Genomic DNA, 16,439 nt, shown 5'->3' with positions numbered 1-16,439 from the left:
ACCCGTTCAGTCCTCTGGATGCGGTCCTTGCACGCGCAAGTACCGCATCCAGAGGACTGAATGCGGAAGGAGTCAGCAGGTGCCGGCGGTGGCGCGGAACACCTGGGTGCGCTCGCCGGAAAGCGGCCGCACCCGGACGGCGGGGTCGGCGGCCGGGAGCCACACCGACTGGCCGCGGCCGAGTTCGACCTGCTCGCCGTCGTCGGCGGTCACCAGGAGGCTCCCCGCGGTGCACAGCAGGATCTGCGGGCCGACGTCGTGGACGGCGACCTCGCCGCCGTCCCCGGCCTCCCATTCGATCCGCGACAGCTCGAACTCGGGCGCGTCGGTGCGGTACACCGACATGCGATCCTCGCGTTCGCCGCTCTGGACCGGCATCTCGCCGCACGCGAAGTCGACGACGCGCAGCAGCTCCGGCACGTCGACGTGCTTCGGGGTCAGCCCGCAGCGCAAGATGTTGTCCGAGTTCGCGAGGATCTCGACGGCGGTGCCGTGCAGGTACAGGTGCAGGTTCCCGGCGGGCAGGTAGATCGCCTCGCCCGCGCTGAGGGTGAGCCGGTTGAGCAGCAGCGCCGCGAGCACCCCCGCGTCCCGGGGATGCGACTCGCCGAGCTCCAGGATGGTGCGGCATTCGACGTCGAACTCGCCGCGTTCCTGGACGTGCTTCACGCACGAATCGAGGACCTCGGGCAGCAGTTCGTCGAGCGCCGCCTGCGGCAGGGTGATCCAGGTGGTGAACAGGGCGCGCAACCCGGCCGGATCCGGCTGGGCCTCCAGCAGCACCGCGTACTTCGCCAGCCCGGGCGTCTCGATCGCCTTGAGCAGCGAGATCGTGCGCTCCGGATCGCGGAAGCCCGCCAGCGCGTGGAACTCCGTCAGCGCGCAGACGAGTTCCGGTTTCGCGGTCGGATCCGGGTAGTTGCGGTTCGAGGCGTCGCGCGGGATCCCCGCCGACTCCTCGCGCGCGTAACCCTCCGCCGCCTGCGCGGCCGACGGGTGCGCCTGCATCGAAAGCGGCTCTTCGGCGGCGAGGATCTTCAGCAGGAAGGGCAGCCTGCCACCCCAGCGGTCGGCGCACATCGTGCCGAGCTGGCCGACCGGATCGGCTTCGACGAGCTCCAGCAGGCTCCGCTCGGTGCCGTCCGGGCCGATGACGTGGGACGGGTCGCCGGGGTGGGCGCCCATCCACAGTTCCGCCTCCGGATGCGGCGCCGGCACCGGGCGCCCCAGCAGCTCGGGGATCGTCGTCCTGGATCCCCACGCGTAGGGCCGCACGGCATTGCGCAGCAGCTCCACTGTCACCTCAACTCCTCGCCGGGCACGGGTGGTGCCGGCCCTCATTGCTTACGTCGCGCTCGGGACTCACGCCGTTGCGGGCGTGTACCTCCCGGCGCCGCCGATGCTGCCGACGGCCAGCCCCAGATAGACCGCGGCCAGCTCGAAACGGAGCGCGAGAACGGCCGCACGCACGATCTCGTCCGTTTCGATCTCTTCGGCCGGGGCGATCACGTCGCCGCCGGGCAGCAGGTCTTCCGCCTGATAGCGGGCCGCCTCGGCGGCGGGCCCCGTGCGAACGGAGAGGAGCAACACCCTCGGCGTCGCGCCGGCCCCCTCTTCCGGGTCCGCGAAGATATCGCGATCCACGCCCCCGGACAACGCCGCCCGCCGCAAAGCGGGCCTGGCCAGCGCCTGGCGATAGTCCTCGACATCACAGACGAGGGCGGCGTGCGCGGCGAACGCGTGGGCCGCGTGCTCGCCGACGGCGACCGCGACCGGGTCCAGCCCCCACAGCAGCGGCTGGCGTTCGGCCAGCTTCAGCGCCATCGCCTTGGCCGGGTTCGCGAACGAATCCCTGGCCAGGTAGTCCTTCTCGGCCTCCGCGTCGAGGTGGTCCGCGAGCTGCTCCAGATCGGCCACCAGCAGGCCGAGCGCGTTCGCGGTGAGCAGCGCGGCGGCGAGCCCGCGCGGGAACGCCATCTCCGGCGGGACCGGGATCCGCGGTGCGAGCAGCAGCCCCTTGCCCGCGATGGAGGCCGCGACGGGGCCTTCGTCGGGGGCGGACAACACGACCCTCGCCCCGAACCGGGCGGCGCGTTCCAAGGAAGCGGCCAGCTCGCGGTCACCGGCGTCGTCGGTGTGCGCGAAGACCACGTCGAGCGCGCCGATCCAGCTCGGCACCACCTCGGCGACGACCACCGGCACCGGGCACGACGGGGTCAGGAGCGCGGCGACCAGCCGGGTCAGCGTCCGGCTGACCCCCGGCCGGTCGATCAGCACGAGCGAGCGCGGGCGCCCGACGTCCAGGCGATCGCTCAGCTCGAGTTCGGCCGCGGTTTCGGCGGTCGCCCGGACCTGGGCGCCCGCCATCGCGGCGGCACGGAGAAGCCCCGCGGTGTCGGCCTCGGCCAGCCTCGCGGGATCGTCGAGCAGGGAATCGTCAGGGACCGTCGGCATGGGCGCCATCCGGGGTCGTCGGCTCGGTGGCTTCGTCCAGCAACAGTACCGGGATTCCATCACGGACCGGATACTCGCGACCGCATTCCGTGCAGGTCAGCGCGTCGGCCTCGGGATCGACCGCCGTCCCCGGCCGCAGCGGCGCGTGATCGGGGGACGGGCAGGCCAGGATCTCCAGCAACTGTGCGTCGAACGTGACGGCCATGGTTACTCCCTACCTGTGGGACGACTCTATGTGCGTCTTCACGACACATTCGTTACCCACGGACGATCGCCAATACGTCTTCGGTCAGCGCCCGGACGGCCTCGGCGTCGGCGGCCTCGACGTTCAGGCGGAGCAGCGGCTCGGTGTTGGACGGGCGCAGGTTGAACCAGCCACCGCCGGGGAGCTGCACGGTGAGCCCGTCCAGTTCGTCGATTTCGACGCCGTCGCGGGCGCCGAACGCGTCCTTGACCGCCATCATGCGCGCGACCTGGTCGTCGACGGTGGAGTTGATCTCACCGGAGGCCGAGTAGCGCGAGTACTCCGCCGTCAGCTCGGACAGCGGGCCCGCCTGCTCGCCGAGGGCGGCGAGGACGTGCAGCGCGGCCAGCATGCCGGTGTCGGCCCGCCAGAAGTCGCGGAAATAGTAGTGGGCGGAGTGCTCCCCGCCGAAGATCGCGCCGGTCTTGGCCATCTCGGCCTTGATGAACGAGTGCCCGACCCGGGTGCGCACCGGCTTGCCGCCGTGCTCGGCGACGATCTCCGGGACACCCTTCGACGTGATCAGGTTGTGGATGATGGTGCCGCCCGGCTCCTTCTCCAGCTCGCGGATGGCGACCAGCGCGGTGATGGCGCTCGGCGAGACCGGCTCGCCGCGCTCGTCGACGACGAAGCAGCGGTCCGCGTCGCCGTCGAAGGCGAGGCCCGCGTCGGCGCCTTCCTCGCGCACCTTCGCCTGGAGGTCGACGATGTTCTTCGGGTCGAGCGGGTTGGCCTCGTGGTTCGGGAAGTTGCCGTCGAGTTCGAAGTACATCGGGACGACCTCGATGGGCAGGCCCGCGAACACCGTCGGAACGGTGTAGCCGCCCATGCCGTTGCCCGCGTCGACGACGACCTTCAGCGGACGGCTGCCCGACAGGTCGACGAGCTTGCGCAGGTACGCCGCGTAGTCCGCGAGGACGTCCTTCTCGGTCACCGAACCGCGCTGGCCCTCGAAGGCGGGCACACCCTGCTCGACGGTGTCGCGGATCTCCGCGAGACCGGAGTCCTGGCCGACCGGGGCGGCGCCCGAGCGGCACAGCTTGATGCCGTTGTACTTCGCCGGGTTGTGGCTGGCGGTGAACATGGCGCCCGGCAGGTTGAGCGACCCGGACGCGAAGTACAGCTGGTCGGTGCTGGCGAGGCCGATCGACACGACGTCGAGGCCCTGCGAGGTCACGCCGTCGGCGAACGCGGCGGCCAGCTCGGGCGAGGAGTCGCGCATGTCGTGGCCGATCACCACGGAGTCGGACTCCGGCTTGATCAACAGGGCGAACGCCGATCCGAGGTCGCGGACGAGTGCCGCGTCCAGCTGCTCACCGACCACGCCGCGAATGTCGTAGGCCTTCACGATGCCCGAAAGGTCTGGCACGCCTGCTCCCCGCCAATAGTCTCGTTACAACGCCCTCTGGCGCGCTCGAAAGCCTACCGGCGAGCCTTCGCGTCAGGCGCGGCCGGGCAGGACGCGCAGGTGGCCGCGCCTGCCCGAGGGGCCCTCGGGTTCGGGCTCGGGCGCGGGCTTGTCGGACCGGCCCGCCTCGCGCACGGCCTCGGCCAGCGCGGTCAGCTCGTCGGCGGACGGGTCCGGGGCGGCGAAGGCCCCTTCGTGCCGGACGACTTCCCAGCCCTTGGGCACGGTCAGCCGGAGGGCGTGCGCCTCGCAGAGGTCATAGGAGTGCGGCTCGCTCGCGGTGGCCAAGGGGCCCACGACGGCGGTCGAATCGCTGTAGGCATACGTGAGCGTGGCGACAGCGGGTTCGAGACAACCCGTTCGCGAACACTTTCGTACGCTCCGCACGATCGAGAACGATAGCGCGTCGCGAGCCGGGCGTACCGGCGACACGCGCTTTGATTCGCCGAGCGCGTACCCTTCGGTTCGTGGCGACGGCTCGTGATTCCCGACAGCGACGGCGGATGCGACGGGACCGGCACGGCCGGGGCCTGCGCGGAGCGCTGTATCCGTCGACCCTTCCCGCCGCCGCTAGCAGGGCGGAAAGGTTCGACGCGCTGGTTCTGGACGCGCTCGAACCGATCGAAGCGCGGTGGCGGCACGAGCTGACGAAGCTCGACGTCGCCGTCGACGACGTCCCCGAAGTTCGCTCGGATGGCGCACCGGCCGGAGTCGACGGCGTGCTGCACGACGGCGCCGTCCCGCTCTCGCGGCTCGTGCCCGCCGGCGTCGACCGCGCCGGCCTCCCGACGCGGGCCCGCATCGTCCTCTACCGCCGCCCCCTCGAAGCGCGCGCGAAGGACCCCGGCGAACTCGCGGAACTCGTGCACGACGTCCTCGTCGAACAGGTCGCGGGCTACCTGGGCGTCGAACCCGACGTCATCGAAGGCGAATAACCCTCACCCCCGCACCCCAGCCCCCGCCCTTCCCCGGGGGGCGTCCCCAGCCCAGTGTATCGCGGGGCACCGATGGGACCTGCGAAAACGCCGCCGGAGCGCGGAGTTGTCCACAAGGGGAAGGGGCTGTGGACAACTCGGGACCGCAGGGTCTTGGGCAAGGTTTCCGATGTCGCATTCGAGACGCTGAGCGACACGAATGCGACATCGGGAACCCCGACCACCGCTGCCGAACGTCCTGAAGGGCCCCTTCGGGACGTTCAACGTCTCGCAGGTGCCCTTCAGGACAGCCCAGCAGCTCAAGAAGCCGCAGAGCGCCTCCGCGTAGGAACAGCAGTCAGCAGCGTGAACAAGACCGCCGCCACCTGCGCCAGCAGCAGCAGATTCCGCGTCGTCCCCTGATGCTCCACCACGACCTCCGAAGGCGTGGCCGGAACGGAGACCGCCACCTGATGCCCCCACGCCCGCACGATCGGCACCGCCTTGCCGTCCACGCTCGCCTGCCAGCCCGCCTCGAACTCCGCGGCCAGCACGAGCAGCCGCCCGGTCGGTCCTTCCGAGACGCGCACCCGCACGTCCGGCAGCCCGGCCTGCACCGGCGCCACCCCGGGCGACGCCCCCGGCGCGCCCTTCCCGGTCACGGCGGCCTGCGCCAGTTCCGGCGAGATCAGCGCCACCTGACCACCGGCGGGCAGCAGCCGCAGCACCGGACGCCCGTCCGAGGTCGGCTCCGCCAAAACCACCAGATCACGCGCGAGTTCGACGAAGGCGCCCCCGTCGGCGCCGCTCGGCAGCACGACATACGACACGCCCGAGGCCAACGCCGCCGCGAAGGCCTGTTTGACCGCGTCCGGCGAGCCTTGCAGCAGATCCCGGCGCCACGAGGCGAGCCGATCGGCGCTGCCCGGCGTCGGCGCCAACTCGTCGTCGCCGAAACTCGGCAATCGCCCACCGGTCTGCCGCGCGACGTCACCGATCACCAGCACGGAGCGGCCACTCGAAGCCAGTTCCGCCGAAATCTCCGGAGCCAGCGAGGGACGCGCACCCGCACGCAAAGGCCCTTCCCGTCCGGCGACGACCGCACCGGTCGCCAGCGCCAGCAGCACGAGCACCCCGGCCACGGCCGTGACCTTCGCCAGCCACGGCGCGGGGTCGACCCCGGACCCGCCCCGCTGCCAGGTCGCCAGCACCGTCCACAGCAGTCCGGCGCTGATCACCAGCAGCGGCACCCCGGCGTATCCGGTCGCGTGCGCGCCGCCCGACATCGGCGTCACGGCCACGAACCGCACCGCCACCAGCCCGAGCACGCCCAGCACGACTACCGCGACACCGCCGGCGGCGCCCTTCGACGGCCGGACCACCAGCGCGACGATCGCGGCCGCGACCAGCGCCACCCCGATCGGCCACGCGCCGGGACCGCCAGGGTCCAGCCCGGCGAGGTCGGCCCCGGACGCGGCCGTGGCACCACCGCCGAGCCCGTGCAGCAACAGTTCCGGATGCCGCAGCAGCACACTCGGCCACGGCAGCAGCAACGCCAGCGGCAGGAACACCACGATGCCGACCGACGCGACCCGCCGCGCGAGCCCCGTCGGCGACGGCAGCACCACGAACCCGATCAGCAACCCGACCAGCGCCAGCGCGTACGCCAGCGGCGAGAAGGCGCCGATCAGCGCCAGCCCGATCGCGCTCAGCGCGGAAACGTGCAGCCAGCGCGAATCCGCGCGGACCAGCAGCCCGACGAGGCCCGCGATCACCAGTGGCAGCAGCAGATGCACGACGACGACGTCGAGCCGACCCTGCGCGACCGAAGCGGTGGCCGCCGGGAGCACGCCGTACGCCGCCGCGACGACGGCCCGCACCCAGCGGCGGACGCGAAGGTGCCGAGTGGCGGCGTACGCGCTCAGCGCGGCGAGCGGGATGTCACCGATCAGCAGGATCGCGACCAGCGCAGCGGGTCCGCCGATCGGGGCGAAGAGCGCGCCGAGCGTGCCCAGCACCGGCAGCGTCGCGGGCGCGGGGCTCGCGGTCCCGCCCGAGATCGCGTGCCACGGCGCGAGATACGACGACCAGATCTCGCCGAGCCCGCCGACCGGCAGCAGCTTCCCGCCGAAGAGGTCCAGCCCCAGCCGCGATCCGTTGATCACGAACGCGAGGGCCGTCAACACCACGAGCATGATCACCGGCGGGGCGAACACGGTCGCGCCGAGCACGCGATTCCGGTCCACCTCGACGAACACGAGTTCCGGTTCCGGCCGCCGTCCACCATCCCGCGGCACCGGCGACGGTTTCGGCCCAGCCTCCGCGGGTTTCTCGGGAACCGCGACCGCGACGACCCCGCTAGGCCGCCGCAGACCTGTCCCCCGCGAGCCGACACCGCGCATCGCCCCCGCCGGCAGCGCGCCGGGACCGACCGGACGATCCTGTCCGGCCTTCACCGCCTCCGGCGGGATCCAGGCGCCTTCCTGATCGACGCTCTCCGGCACCGTCCCGAGGGCGAAATCCCGTTCCACGCCACGCCGGACGAGACCGACGACACCGGCGCGCACCGCGTTGCGCACCCGCGTCATCCGGCCGGTGAACAGCCCGCCTACCCGTCCCGGCCTGCCGGTCTTCCGGCGTTCGGCGCGGGCCGCGCGCAGTCCTCCACGGCCGCGCAGCAGGTACCAGGCGGCCGCGAGTTCCGCGCCAGCCTCGCCGGTACGCCGCAGCACCAGGAACGCGAGCGCCCGCAGCACCGCGAACACCGGAATTCGAAAAAGGCCGAACCAAAAGGACAGTGGGGAGCAGTTGACGAGGAACACCCGCAGCCCGTGCGCGCGGTTCGCCGTCGCGAGGGGAAGGCCGAGGGCGTCCGGTTCGCGCTGTCCGGTGCTGAGCGCGCGAGCGTGCCGGAGCCGGGCCGACGGCACCGAGAGCACGCGGCCGCCCGCCGCGTTGGCGCGCCAGCCGAAGTCGAGATCCTCGCGCAGCAACGGAAATCGCGGGTCGTAGCCGCCGAGTTCGTGCCAGACTTCCCGCCGCACCAGCGATCCCGCGCTCGGCACGGCGAGCACGGCGGTGTCGTCCTCGTCCGGTGAGATCTGCTGCCGGTGGCCGATGGCGTCGGTCGACAACCCGGCTTCGACGATGAGCCGCGGGTCGCTCCAGTCGACCGCGAGCGGGCCGAGCACCGTCGCCTCGGGCTCGTTTTCCGCCGCTGCCAACAGGTTTTCGAGACAGTCGGGTTCCGGCGCGCAGTCGTCGTGCAGCAGCCAGAGCCAGCCTCCGGGATCACCCCAGCGTTCGACGGCGTGCTCGACGGCCGCGCCGACGGCGGCACCGAAGCCGACGTCACGGGAAAGTGTGAGAATTCCGTCCAGGACCGGTGCTTCGCCGACGGACGCCGCGTCGGCGAGGATCTTCGCCGTCCCGTCCGTGGATCCGGTGTCGACCGCGAGGACGTGCCGCGGCCGGACTCCGCTGCGCCGAAGCGCGGAAAGCGCCAGTGGCAACCAGTTCTCGCCGTCGTGACAGACCACAATGGCCAGAACGGGGACCGTGCGCAACACAGGTGACGCGGCGGTGCGTGACAACGGGCACTCCAGATGTGGCGGCGAAGTCGAGTGCCGCCACCCTACGACGCGACCCTGTCACCCGTTGGTGGCCCCACTATGTGGAAGCGGGCGTAAGCGATCTCCGGCGCGCACAGGCCGCCGGAGATCGCCGTCACACGGCTCGCTTTTTCAGTTTCCTACGCTCGCGTTCGGAGAGCCCGCCCCAAATACCGAACCGCTCGTCATGCGCGAGGGCGTACTCGAGGCACTCGTCCTTGACCTCGCAACCGAGGCAGATCCGCTTGGCTTCACGGGTGGAGCCGCCCTTCTCGGGGAAGAACGCCTCCGGGTCCGTCTGCGCGCAGAGGGCCCGTTCCTGCCAGTCCTGCTCTTCCGCGGAGGCGTCGTCGAAAAGCTCGGTGAGATCGCCCAGTTGCTGCTCCGGGACCTCACCCCAACCCACGACTTGCCCCCATTCCCTTCCATCTGCTTCCAACCGCACGTCCGCCTCCTCGCTGTCCACGCACTCCCCAGGCTGGCGGTGTTGAAACACCATCCGCCGCCCCCTTCCAGCGACGAATGACATCACTGTGATTACACCCGTGTAGTGCGGTCAGGTCAAGCGGAGTAGCGAGTTCGGGGGATACCCGCGCGCGGAAGCGCAAGGGGACACGCCGAGAACTTCACATCGGGCATACGGAAGACTGGAGGGGTGCAGAGATCAGCAGTGCGGCCCAGCCCGATCTTCCTCGGCATCCTCGCGGTCACCGTCCTGGGCGGTGTACTGGCGGCTTTCGGTGATGCGACCACGATTTCCAGCCAGCAGTACGACCCGCTGATCATCGCCGGCGTGGTCCTGCTCGTCGCGGGCGGCTGGGTCGCGTCACTGACGCTCCACGAATTCGGGCACGCGGTCGTCGCGTTCCGAGGTGGCGACCACAGCGTCGCCCACAAGGGTTACCTGTCCATGGACGTCCGGAAATACACGGATCCCGCACTGTCCATCATCCTGCCGTTGGTATTCCTCATCATCGGCGGCATCCCGCTGCCGGGTGGCGCGGTCTGGATCGAACACGGACGCCTGCGCTCGCGCGGGGTCCAGTCGTGGGTTTCGCTCGCCGGGCCGCTGAGCAACCTCGCCGTCGGCGTCCTGCTGACCCTCGTCGTCGCGCTGGTGCCGATGGCGTCCGGTCTCGTGATCGGTCTTTCGTTCCTGGCGCTGCTTCAGATCGTCACGTTCATCCTGAACATCCTGCCGATCCCCGGCCTCGACGGCTGGGGCGCGATCGAGCCGTACCTTTCGCCCGGCGCGCGCGAGTTCGGCGCGAAGGCCCGGCCGTGGGCACCGATCGTGCTCTTCGCCGTGCTGTTCCTCGTGGACGGTGCGAGCCGCTTGCTGTGGCAAGGGTCCTTCGCGATCTTCGACGCCGTCGGCGGATTCAAGCTGGCCGCCATGTACGGCCAGGACGCGTTCATGTTCTGGAAGTGAGCTCGCCCTCGGGGTGCTCGGTGAACCACTCGTGCGCCCGCTTCCAGACGCGTTTGAGGCCGGACCGCTCGCCGAGGTAGTCGCCCGCCATGCCGACGACCGGCAGCTTCCCGAGCGCGCGGTGGAAAAGACGGCCCCGGGGCCGCTTCTCCAGTTCGTCGACGATGCCCAGCAGACCCCTGCCCAAGCGCCACAGCGTGCCGGCGGCGGCCTTCAGGGTGATCTTGCCGTGCTTCTTCTTCGCGTCGTCGAGTTCTTCGGTGAGCTTCGCCGCTTCGTCGTCTTCGGCGGCTTTGTCGTGATCGGCATGTTTGCCCGCCGCGAGTACCGGGTCGATGTCGCGTTCGAAGAGGACCCACGCGATCAGCCGGACACGGGAGCCGACGTCGGTCACGCCGTACTCCCCCGCGATCGCGCACAGCAGCACGCCTTGCGCCGCCGAACCGAGCGCGTCCTGCACGGGCAGCCGGTCGGCCAGCGCGCCGCCGAGACCGGGGATCGCGGTGATCAGCGCGGTGAACCGGCCGACCCGGTTCACCCACCAGTCGGTCCGCTGGTAGTTCGACATCTCGGCCCACGCCGCGGTGCCGGGCACCTTGACCGAGGTGATCCCGTTGAGCAGCTTGTCCTTCAGCCCGGGCTCGACGCCGTCGAGATCCTCGTGGCGGCGTCCTCGTGCCTGCAGGCCGAACGGGTCCGCGTCACGCAGCGCGTCGACCATCGGCCCGCAGCCGCGGACGAACGGCCGCAGCACCGCCACGACCTGGCGGTCCGAAATCGCTTCACCCACCGCTGACTCCCTTCGCTGCCCTGCCAAGACCGCCACCCAGCGCCAGTGCGCCCGGCAGCGCCCCGCCGCCGATCAGCAGCAAGGCCCGCCAGTCCTGTATCAGCACCAGATCACCACCGGGTCCGGTCGCGCCCATTCCCAGTACGACTAGTACCCAGACGAGCAGCGGAATCACCGAAAAGGAGGGCCGCACCACTTTCGCGGTCGTCCGCACCAGCAGCGGGGTGGTGATCACCGCGAGCACCACGGTCACCGGCAGAGGCGCGTCCCCGACCTTCGGCAGGACGATCCCGTCGAGCCGGAGCGGCAGGAAGAACAGTTCGAGCAGGCCGAGCAGGAACGCGTCGAAGGCCAGCAGGGCCAGCAGCAGACGCTGCGTCGAGGTGAGCGGCGGGTTCACCTCGCGAGGCCCCCGAACAGATCGGCCGCGGCGCCTTCGGCCGGTCCGTGCGCTAGCACGAAGTACTCGTTCGGGGTGATCGGCTGCGCGATGTCGTTGCTCAGCGCGAAGTGATCCGCGAGATGCGGTGGAGCGGGCACGCTGACCTGGGTCTCGTGCGCCCGCAGCGCGGCCGCCTTCGCCGGGATGTACGCGCCGACGTCGAGGACGGTCGTGATGGCCTCGTCCGGAGTCACCGGGAGTTCGCCGTCTTCCGGGACCCGGAACGGTGAGCGCCCGCGCAGCGCGGCGAGGCCGGCCGCGACGGCGTCGCGGGAAGAGACGGTGTGGAAGACCCGCTCGACAGACGCGGCCTTCGGGGCCGCGGCCATCGTGACCTCGTGCGCGCGGATGTGGTCGGGGTGCCCGTAACCCCCGAAGGCGTCATACGTGACGACGACCTGGGGCCGGACCTCGTCGAGGATCTCGGCGAGCTGAGCCGCCTGCTCGCCGAGGTCGCCGCCGGAGAACGCGCGCGGATGGGCCGCGGACGGCGTCCCGGCCATACCCGAGTCACGCCAGCGGCCGATGCCGCCGAGGTACCGGTGCCGCGTGACACCCAGCGCCGCGCAGGCCGACGCCAGTTCGCCCGCGCGGTAGCCGCCCAGCTGGTCCGAAGCCCACGAGCCGAGGCCGTCGAGGGACGGCGGGATGATCTCGCCTTCCTCACCGAGAGTGCACGTGACAACGGTCACTTCGGCGCCTTCGGCGGCGTAACGCGCGATGGTGCCACCGGTGGTGATGCTCTCGTCGTCCGGATGGGCGTGCACGAGGAGCAATTTGGGCAGATCGGAGATCACGGCTTGAAGACTAATTCGAACATGGCGCGCTTTCCTTTATAGGGTGTCGGGAACGGAAACCCCGAGCACCGACCTTAGTCGGGCGACTCTCGGTTATCCTCGCGCGAGTCACGGCCATTGCGCCGTGACCATATGTACCCCCACGAAGGGCATCTTGGTGAGCACTGAAGCAGCATCGTCGGACCTCGGCGGCGTGTCGGGTTCGGTTCTGTCCATCTCCGACCTGAGCGTCTCGTTCCCGACCGACGAAGGCGTGGTCGACGCCGTCAAGGGCATCGGTTTCGACGTCAAACCGGGTGAGATCGTCGCGGTGGTCGGCGAGTCCGGTTCCGGCAAGTCGGTGACCTCGATGTCGGTGCTCGGGCTGCTCCCGAAGACGAGCCGGATCGCGGGCGAGCTCCGCCTCGGCGACCGCAACCTCGCCGACCTCAAGGAGAAGGACCTCCAGAAGATCCGCGGCAACCAGGTCGCGATGATCTTCCAGGAGCCGATGACCGCGCTGAACCCGGTCTACACCGTCGGCTGGCAGCTGCGCGAGGCGCTCCGCTCGCACCAGGACATCTCGAAGGAAGCCGCCGACAAGCGCGCCATCGAGCTGCTGGAGATGGTCGGCATCCCGAACCCGCCGCTGCGCTTCAAGCAGTACCCGCACCAGCTCTCCGGTGGTCTGCGGCAGCGCGTCGTCATCGCGATGGCGATCTCGTGCGACCCGAAGGTCATCATCGCCGACGAGCCGACCACGGCGCTCGACGTCACCGTGCAGGCGGAGATCCTCGGCCTGCTGCGCAAGCTGCGCGACACGCTCAACACCGCGATCGTGCTGATCACGCACGACATGGGCGTCGTCGCCGACCTCGCCGACCGCGTGGTCGTGATGTACCAGGGCAACATCGTCGAAGAGGCGCCGGTGCGCGACCTGTTCGCGTCGCCGTCGCAGGAGTACACCCGCAAGCTGCTCGCCGCCGTCCCCGTGCTGGGCCAGCGTCCGGAAGGCCGCCGCCTGCTCGAAGAGGGCATCTCCGCCGACAGCGACGAGGCCACGAAGATCGCCGAGGAGATCCGCCTCGAGGACTCCGAGCTCGCCGCGGTGATCGAGGAGAACGCGCCCGCGCTCGAGATCAAGAACCTCGTGCTGGAGTACCCCGGCCGTCGCGGCCAGGCGAAGAACCGCGCGGTGGACGACGTCTCGCTGAGCATCGCCAAGGGCGAGATCGTCGGCCTGGTCGGCGAGTCCGGCTCCGGCAAGTCGACCGTCGGCCGCTGCGCGATCCGCCTGCTGACCCCGACCGCGGGCACCGTGTCGATCGCGGGCAAGGACATCACGAACATGTCGAACAAGGACCTGCGCCCGCTGCGCCGGTACTTCTCGATCGTGTTCCAGGACCCGGCGTCCACACTGGACCCGAAGATGACCATCGGCGAATCGATCGCCGAGCCGATGGTGCTGCACAAGTTCCTGCAGGGCAAGGCCCTGAACGAGCGCGTGGCGTCCCTTTTGGACAAGGTGGAGCTCGGCGGCCACTACCGCAACCGGTACCCGCACGAGCTGTCCGGCGGCCAGCGCCAGCGCGTCGCCATCGCGCGGGCGCTCTCGCTCGACCCGGCGCTGCTGATCGCGGACGAGCCGACGTCGGCGCTGGACGTGTCGGTGCAGGCGCGGGTGCTGGACCTGTTCCTGGACCTGCAGCGCTCGCTGCAGTTCGCCTGCCTGTTCATCAGCCACGACCTCGCCGTCGTCGACCTGCTGGCCGACCGCGTCGCGGTGATGCAGCACGGGAAGCTGGTCGAGGTCGGCACGCGTGACCAGGTGTTGCACTCGCCGCGCGAGGACTACACCCGTCGTCTGCTGTCGGCCGCCCCGGTCGCGGACCCGGTGCTGCAGGCCGAGCGGCGTGCGGCCTGGGAGGCGGGCAAGCTGGCCCCGGTGGCCGACTGACCCTCAGAGGTACGCGAAGGCCCCCTTCGCCGCGCTGGACGCGGCGAAGGGGGCCTTTGTGTATCTGGACGACACTCGCGTGTCTGGAGGCGTATCTCGCGTGATTGAAGGCGTAACTCGCGTGTCTGGAGACGTATGTGCGAGTTACGCCTCCAAGCACGCGAGTTACGGCTCCCGATCCGTGAAGGCCTCCTTCCCTACCCTCAAAGTAGGGAAGGAGGCCTTCACGGCATTGGACCCACTAGAGGTGCCTGCCAACGTGTCGCGAAAGCCACTTTCGCGACGTCTGGTGTCCCGAAAGTGGCTTTCGCGAGACCCCGCAGTGCCCTGAAGCGCGTGAAGGCCCCCTTCCCTCGGCTCAGCCGAGGGAAGGGGGCCTTCACGCGCTAGAGAGGGCCTTACGCCTTCTGACGGCGCTGACGCGGGTCGAAAGCGTCCCGCAGGCCGTCACCGATGAAGTTGATCGTCAGCGAGATCAGCACCAGCACGACGAACGGGCCGAAGAACAGCGCCGGCCGCGCCTGCAGCTGCGCGTAGTTCTCGAGGATGACGCGGCCGAGCGAAGTGTCCGGCAGCTGCACCCCGAGCCCGATGAACGACAGTGCCGCCTCGATCAGCACGGCCTGCGCGATCGCGAGGGTCGCGTTGACCGTGATGAGGCCGACCATGTTCGGCACCAGGTGCTTGAACACGATGTGGAACGTCCCGGCGCCGGACGCGCGGGCGGCGTCCACGAACTCGCGCTGGGACAGCGACATCGACTCGGCCCTGGCGATACGGGCGATCGGCATCCAGCCGAAGGCCGCCAGCACCATCGCGACGATGTACCAGGTACCGCCGCCGAACACCTTGGCCAGGATGGCGGCCGCGGCGATCTGCGGGACGATCAGGAACAGGTCAGTCACGCGCGAGATCGCCGAGTCGGTGAAGCCGCGGAGATACCCCGCCATGGCACCGAAAACGGTGCCGATGGTGGTGGCGACGAGCGACACGATGAGCGCGATCAGCAGCGAGTACTGGGTGCCGCGCAGGATCTGCGACACCATCTCCTTGCCGACCTGCGTCGTGCCGAGCGGGTAATCCGCGCTGGGCTTGGCGAAGGACGGGAAGGAGCTGTCCTCGTAGCTGTACGGCCAGAAGATCGGCATGATCAGCACGGTCAGCACGAGCAGCAGCAGGACCGCCGTGCAGATCATCGCCAGCTTGTGCCGCAGGAACTTGCGCAGGACCAGCTTGCCCTGGCTCTGCGGCTCGGGCAGCGCCTCCGCCGGGAGCGCGCCGTCGGCGGGCTTGGAACCTTCCGCCGCGATAAGGGAGTTCAAGTCAGCCAACGCGAATCCTCGGGTCCAGGATGCCGTACATCAGGTCGGCGATCAGGTTGGCGACGATGATGCTGCTGGCGATGAGCACCAGCCACCCCATCATCACCTGTGTGTCGCTCTTGGTCACGGCTTCGACGAGCAGCTTGCCCATGCCATTCCAGTTGAACACCGTCTCGGTGATGATCGCGCCCGAGAGCACGGCACCGAAGTTGACGGAGAACAGCGTGGTCACCGGGATGAGCGCGTTCCGGAAGGCGTGGCGGAAGATGACCCGGCCGTTGGCGAGTCCCTTGGCACGCGCGGTCCGCACGTAGTCCGCGTTCAGCGTCTCCAGCATCGAAGCGCGCTGGAACCGGCTATAGGCGGCGAAGCTGATCGCCATGATGGACAGCGTCGGCAGCAGGTACGCGCCGACATAACTGGCGAGGAAACCGCCCGGGCCGTCGAAATTCAGTGATTCCGGGCTCGTGGTACGGATCCACGGGTTACCGAGCACATCGGACAGTCCCAGGTCCCGGACCCAGCCGTTGAACTCGATGGCGTACCGCTTGAGCACGATGGCGACACAGAAGATCGGCATCGAGAACAGCAGGAAGGCCAGCGTGGTGGCGATGTAGTCGAGGATCGAGTACTGCTTGACCGCCGCGACCACACCGACGAGGACGCCGAGGACGAGCGCGAGGATCTCGGCGCCGACGACGAGCTTCAAGGTGACCTCGAACGCGTCCATGACCTTCGGGAACACCGGGGCCTGCGCGTTGCCCTGTGCGATGGAAACGCCCCAGTCGCCGGTGACGAAGTTGCCGAGCCAAGTGAAGTACCGGGGCACGATGCTCTGGTCGAGGCCGAGCTGCGAGGCCATCTGCGCGATGGCTTCCTTGCTCATGGCCGGGTTGCTCTTCATCTCGGCGAGCGGGTCACCGGTGCCGGCGACCATGACGAAACACAGGAAGGTCCCGACCAGCAGGACGGGAATCGATATCGCCAGACGGCGAAGAATGTAGATCACCAGGTTCAACGAACTGCTCCTCATCCGGGCCTGGCCGCCGAAGTGCTGGACCGCTGCCCGGTTGTCCACCGTAGTGGCGG

General features: G+C 69.9%; 15 protein-coding genes. 3 read left to right on the top strand and 12 right to left on the bottom strand.

Annotated elements, in window-relative coordinates:
• Positions 1–72: 72 nt before the first annotated feature.
• The 5 genes from manA to NQK81_RS31865 form a co-directional block, all read right to left on the bottom strand.
• The gene (manA, locus tag NQK81_RS31885) at positions 73–1,296 is read right to left on the bottom strand and encodes a mannose-6-phosphate isomerase, class I (RefSeq protein WP_257489891.1); all 1,224 of its coding nucleotides are present in this window, start codon (positions 1,294–1,296) and stop codon (positions 73–75) included.
• Between the two features lie 66 nt (positions 1,297–1,362).
• Positions 1,363–2,454, bottom strand: a complete 1,092-nt coding sequence (locus tag NQK81_RS31880) for a hypothetical protein (RefSeq protein ID WP_257484430.1) — start codon at positions 2,452–2,454, stop codon at positions 1,363–1,365.
• The gene (locus NQK81_RS31875; RefSeq protein ID WP_257484429.1) at positions 2,438–2,659 is read right to left on the bottom strand and encodes a Trm112 family protein; all 222 of its coding nucleotides are present in this window, start codon (positions 2,657–2,659) and stop codon (positions 2,438–2,440) included. The genes NQK81_RS31880 and NQK81_RS31875 overlap by 17 nt, the downstream gene beginning before the upstream one ends.
• Before the next feature lie 52 nt (positions 2,660–2,711).
• Entirely contained in the window at positions 2,712–4,067 is a 1,356-nt protein-coding gene (locus NQK81_RS31870; RefSeq protein ID WP_034305253.1) for a phosphomannomutase/phosphoglucomutase, read from the bottom strand.
• 72 nt (positions 4,068–4,139) lie between these two features.
• Positions 4,140–4,493, bottom strand: coding sequence for a DUF3499 domain-containing protein (locus tag NQK81_RS31865; protein WP_073848429.1), 354 nt, complete (start codon positions 4,491–4,493; stop codon positions 4,140–4,142).
• Between the two features lie 116 nt (positions 4,494–4,609).
• Between NQK81_RS31865 and NQK81_RS31860 the strand changes: the two genes are divergently transcribed.
• The gene (locus NQK81_RS31860; RefSeq protein ID WP_016337110.1) at positions 4,610–5,041 is read left to right on the top strand and encodes a metallopeptidase family protein; all 432 of its coding nucleotides are present in this window, start codon (positions 4,610–4,612) and stop codon (positions 5,039–5,041) included.
• Between the two features lie 299 nt (positions 5,042–5,340).
• On the opposite strand, the gene NQK81_RS31855 is transcribed toward NQK81_RS31860, so the two are convergent.
• Positions 5,341–8,613 (bottom strand): glycosyltransferase family 2 protein, encoded by a 3,273-nt coding sequence (locus tag NQK81_RS31855; RefSeq protein WP_257484428.1) that lies wholly within the window; start codon positions 8,611–8,613, stop codon positions 5,341–5,343.
• A 133-nt stretch (positions 8,614–8,746) separates the two neighbouring features.
• On the bottom strand, positions 8,747–9,130 hold the full coding sequence (locus tag NQK81_RS31850; protein ID WP_007028952.1) for a WhiB family transcriptional regulator: 384 nt from the start codon (positions 9,128–9,130) through the stop codon (positions 8,747–8,749).
• A 171-nt stretch (positions 9,131–9,301) separates the two neighbouring features.
• Here NQK81_RS31850 and NQK81_RS31845 point away from each other — a divergent pair, with 171 nt between their 5' ends.
• Positions 9,302–10,063 carry a site-2 protease family protein gene (locus NQK81_RS31845; RefSeq protein ID WP_219154342.1) on the top strand — a complete coding sequence of 254 codons (762 nt, stop codon included), beginning with the start codon at positions 9,302–9,304 and terminating at the stop codon, positions 10,061–10,063.
• Here the strand turns inward: NQK81_RS31845 and NQK81_RS31840 are convergent.
• Genes NQK81_RS31840 through mshB form a run of 3 tightly spaced genes read right to left on the bottom strand, consistent with a single transcriptional unit; the run spans position 10,047 to position 12,092 of the window.
• Positions 10,047–10,853, bottom strand: coding sequence for a hypothetical protein (locus NQK81_RS31840; protein ID WP_126737477.1), 807 nt, complete (start codon positions 10,851–10,853; stop codon positions 10,047–10,049). The genes NQK81_RS31845 and NQK81_RS31840 overlap by 17 nt on opposite strands.
• The gene (locus NQK81_RS31835) at positions 10,846–11,253 is read right to left on the bottom strand and encodes a hypothetical protein (protein WP_257484427.1); all 408 of its coding nucleotides are present in this window, start codon (positions 11,251–11,253) and stop codon (positions 10,846–10,848) included. The genes NQK81_RS31840 and NQK81_RS31835 overlap by 8 nt, the downstream gene beginning before the upstream one ends.
• On the bottom strand, positions 11,250–12,092 hold the full coding sequence (gene mshB, locus NQK81_RS31830) for an N-acetyl-1-D-myo-inositol-2-amino-2-deoxy-alpha-D-glucopyranoside deacetylase (protein ID WP_257484426.1): 843 nt from the start codon (positions 12,090–12,092) through the stop codon (positions 11,250–11,252). Before mshB ends, NQK81_RS31835 begins: the two co-directional genes overlap by 4 nt.
• A 157-nt stretch (positions 12,093–12,249) precedes the next feature.
• Between mshB and NQK81_RS31825 the strand changes: the two genes are divergently transcribed.
• The gene (locus tag NQK81_RS31825) at positions 12,250–14,028 is read left to right on the top strand and encodes an ABC transporter ATP-binding protein (protein ID WP_192743403.1); all 1,779 of its coding nucleotides are present in this window, start codon (positions 12,250–12,252) and stop codon (positions 14,026–14,028) included.
• Between the two features lie 398 nt (positions 14,029–14,426).
• Here NQK81_RS31825 and NQK81_RS31820 read toward each other — a convergent pair whose 3' ends face one another.
• Both NQK81_RS31820 and NQK81_RS31815 read right to left on the bottom strand, forming a co-directional pair.
• Positions 14,427–15,359 (bottom strand): ABC transporter permease, encoded by a 933-nt coding sequence (locus NQK81_RS31820; RefSeq protein ID WP_371878820.1) that lies wholly within the window; start codon positions 15,357–15,359, stop codon positions 14,427–14,429.
• On the bottom strand, positions 15,352–16,368 hold the full coding sequence (locus NQK81_RS31815) for an ABC transporter permease (RefSeq protein WP_126737482.1): 1,017 nt from the start codon (positions 16,366–16,368) through the stop codon (positions 15,352–15,354). The genes NQK81_RS31820 and NQK81_RS31815 overlap by 8 nt, the downstream gene beginning before the upstream one ends.
• Between the last annotated feature and the right edge of the window lie 71 nt (positions 16,369–16,439).

The sequence above is a fragment of the Amycolatopsis roodepoortensis genome, assembly GCF_024628825.1.
In the GTDB taxonomy this organism is placed as follows: Bacteria; Actinomycetota; Actinomycetes; order Mycobacteriales; family Pseudonocardiaceae; genus Amycolatopsis; species Amycolatopsis roodepoortensis.
This window is presented reverse-complemented; position numbering and strand designations above follow the sequence as displayed.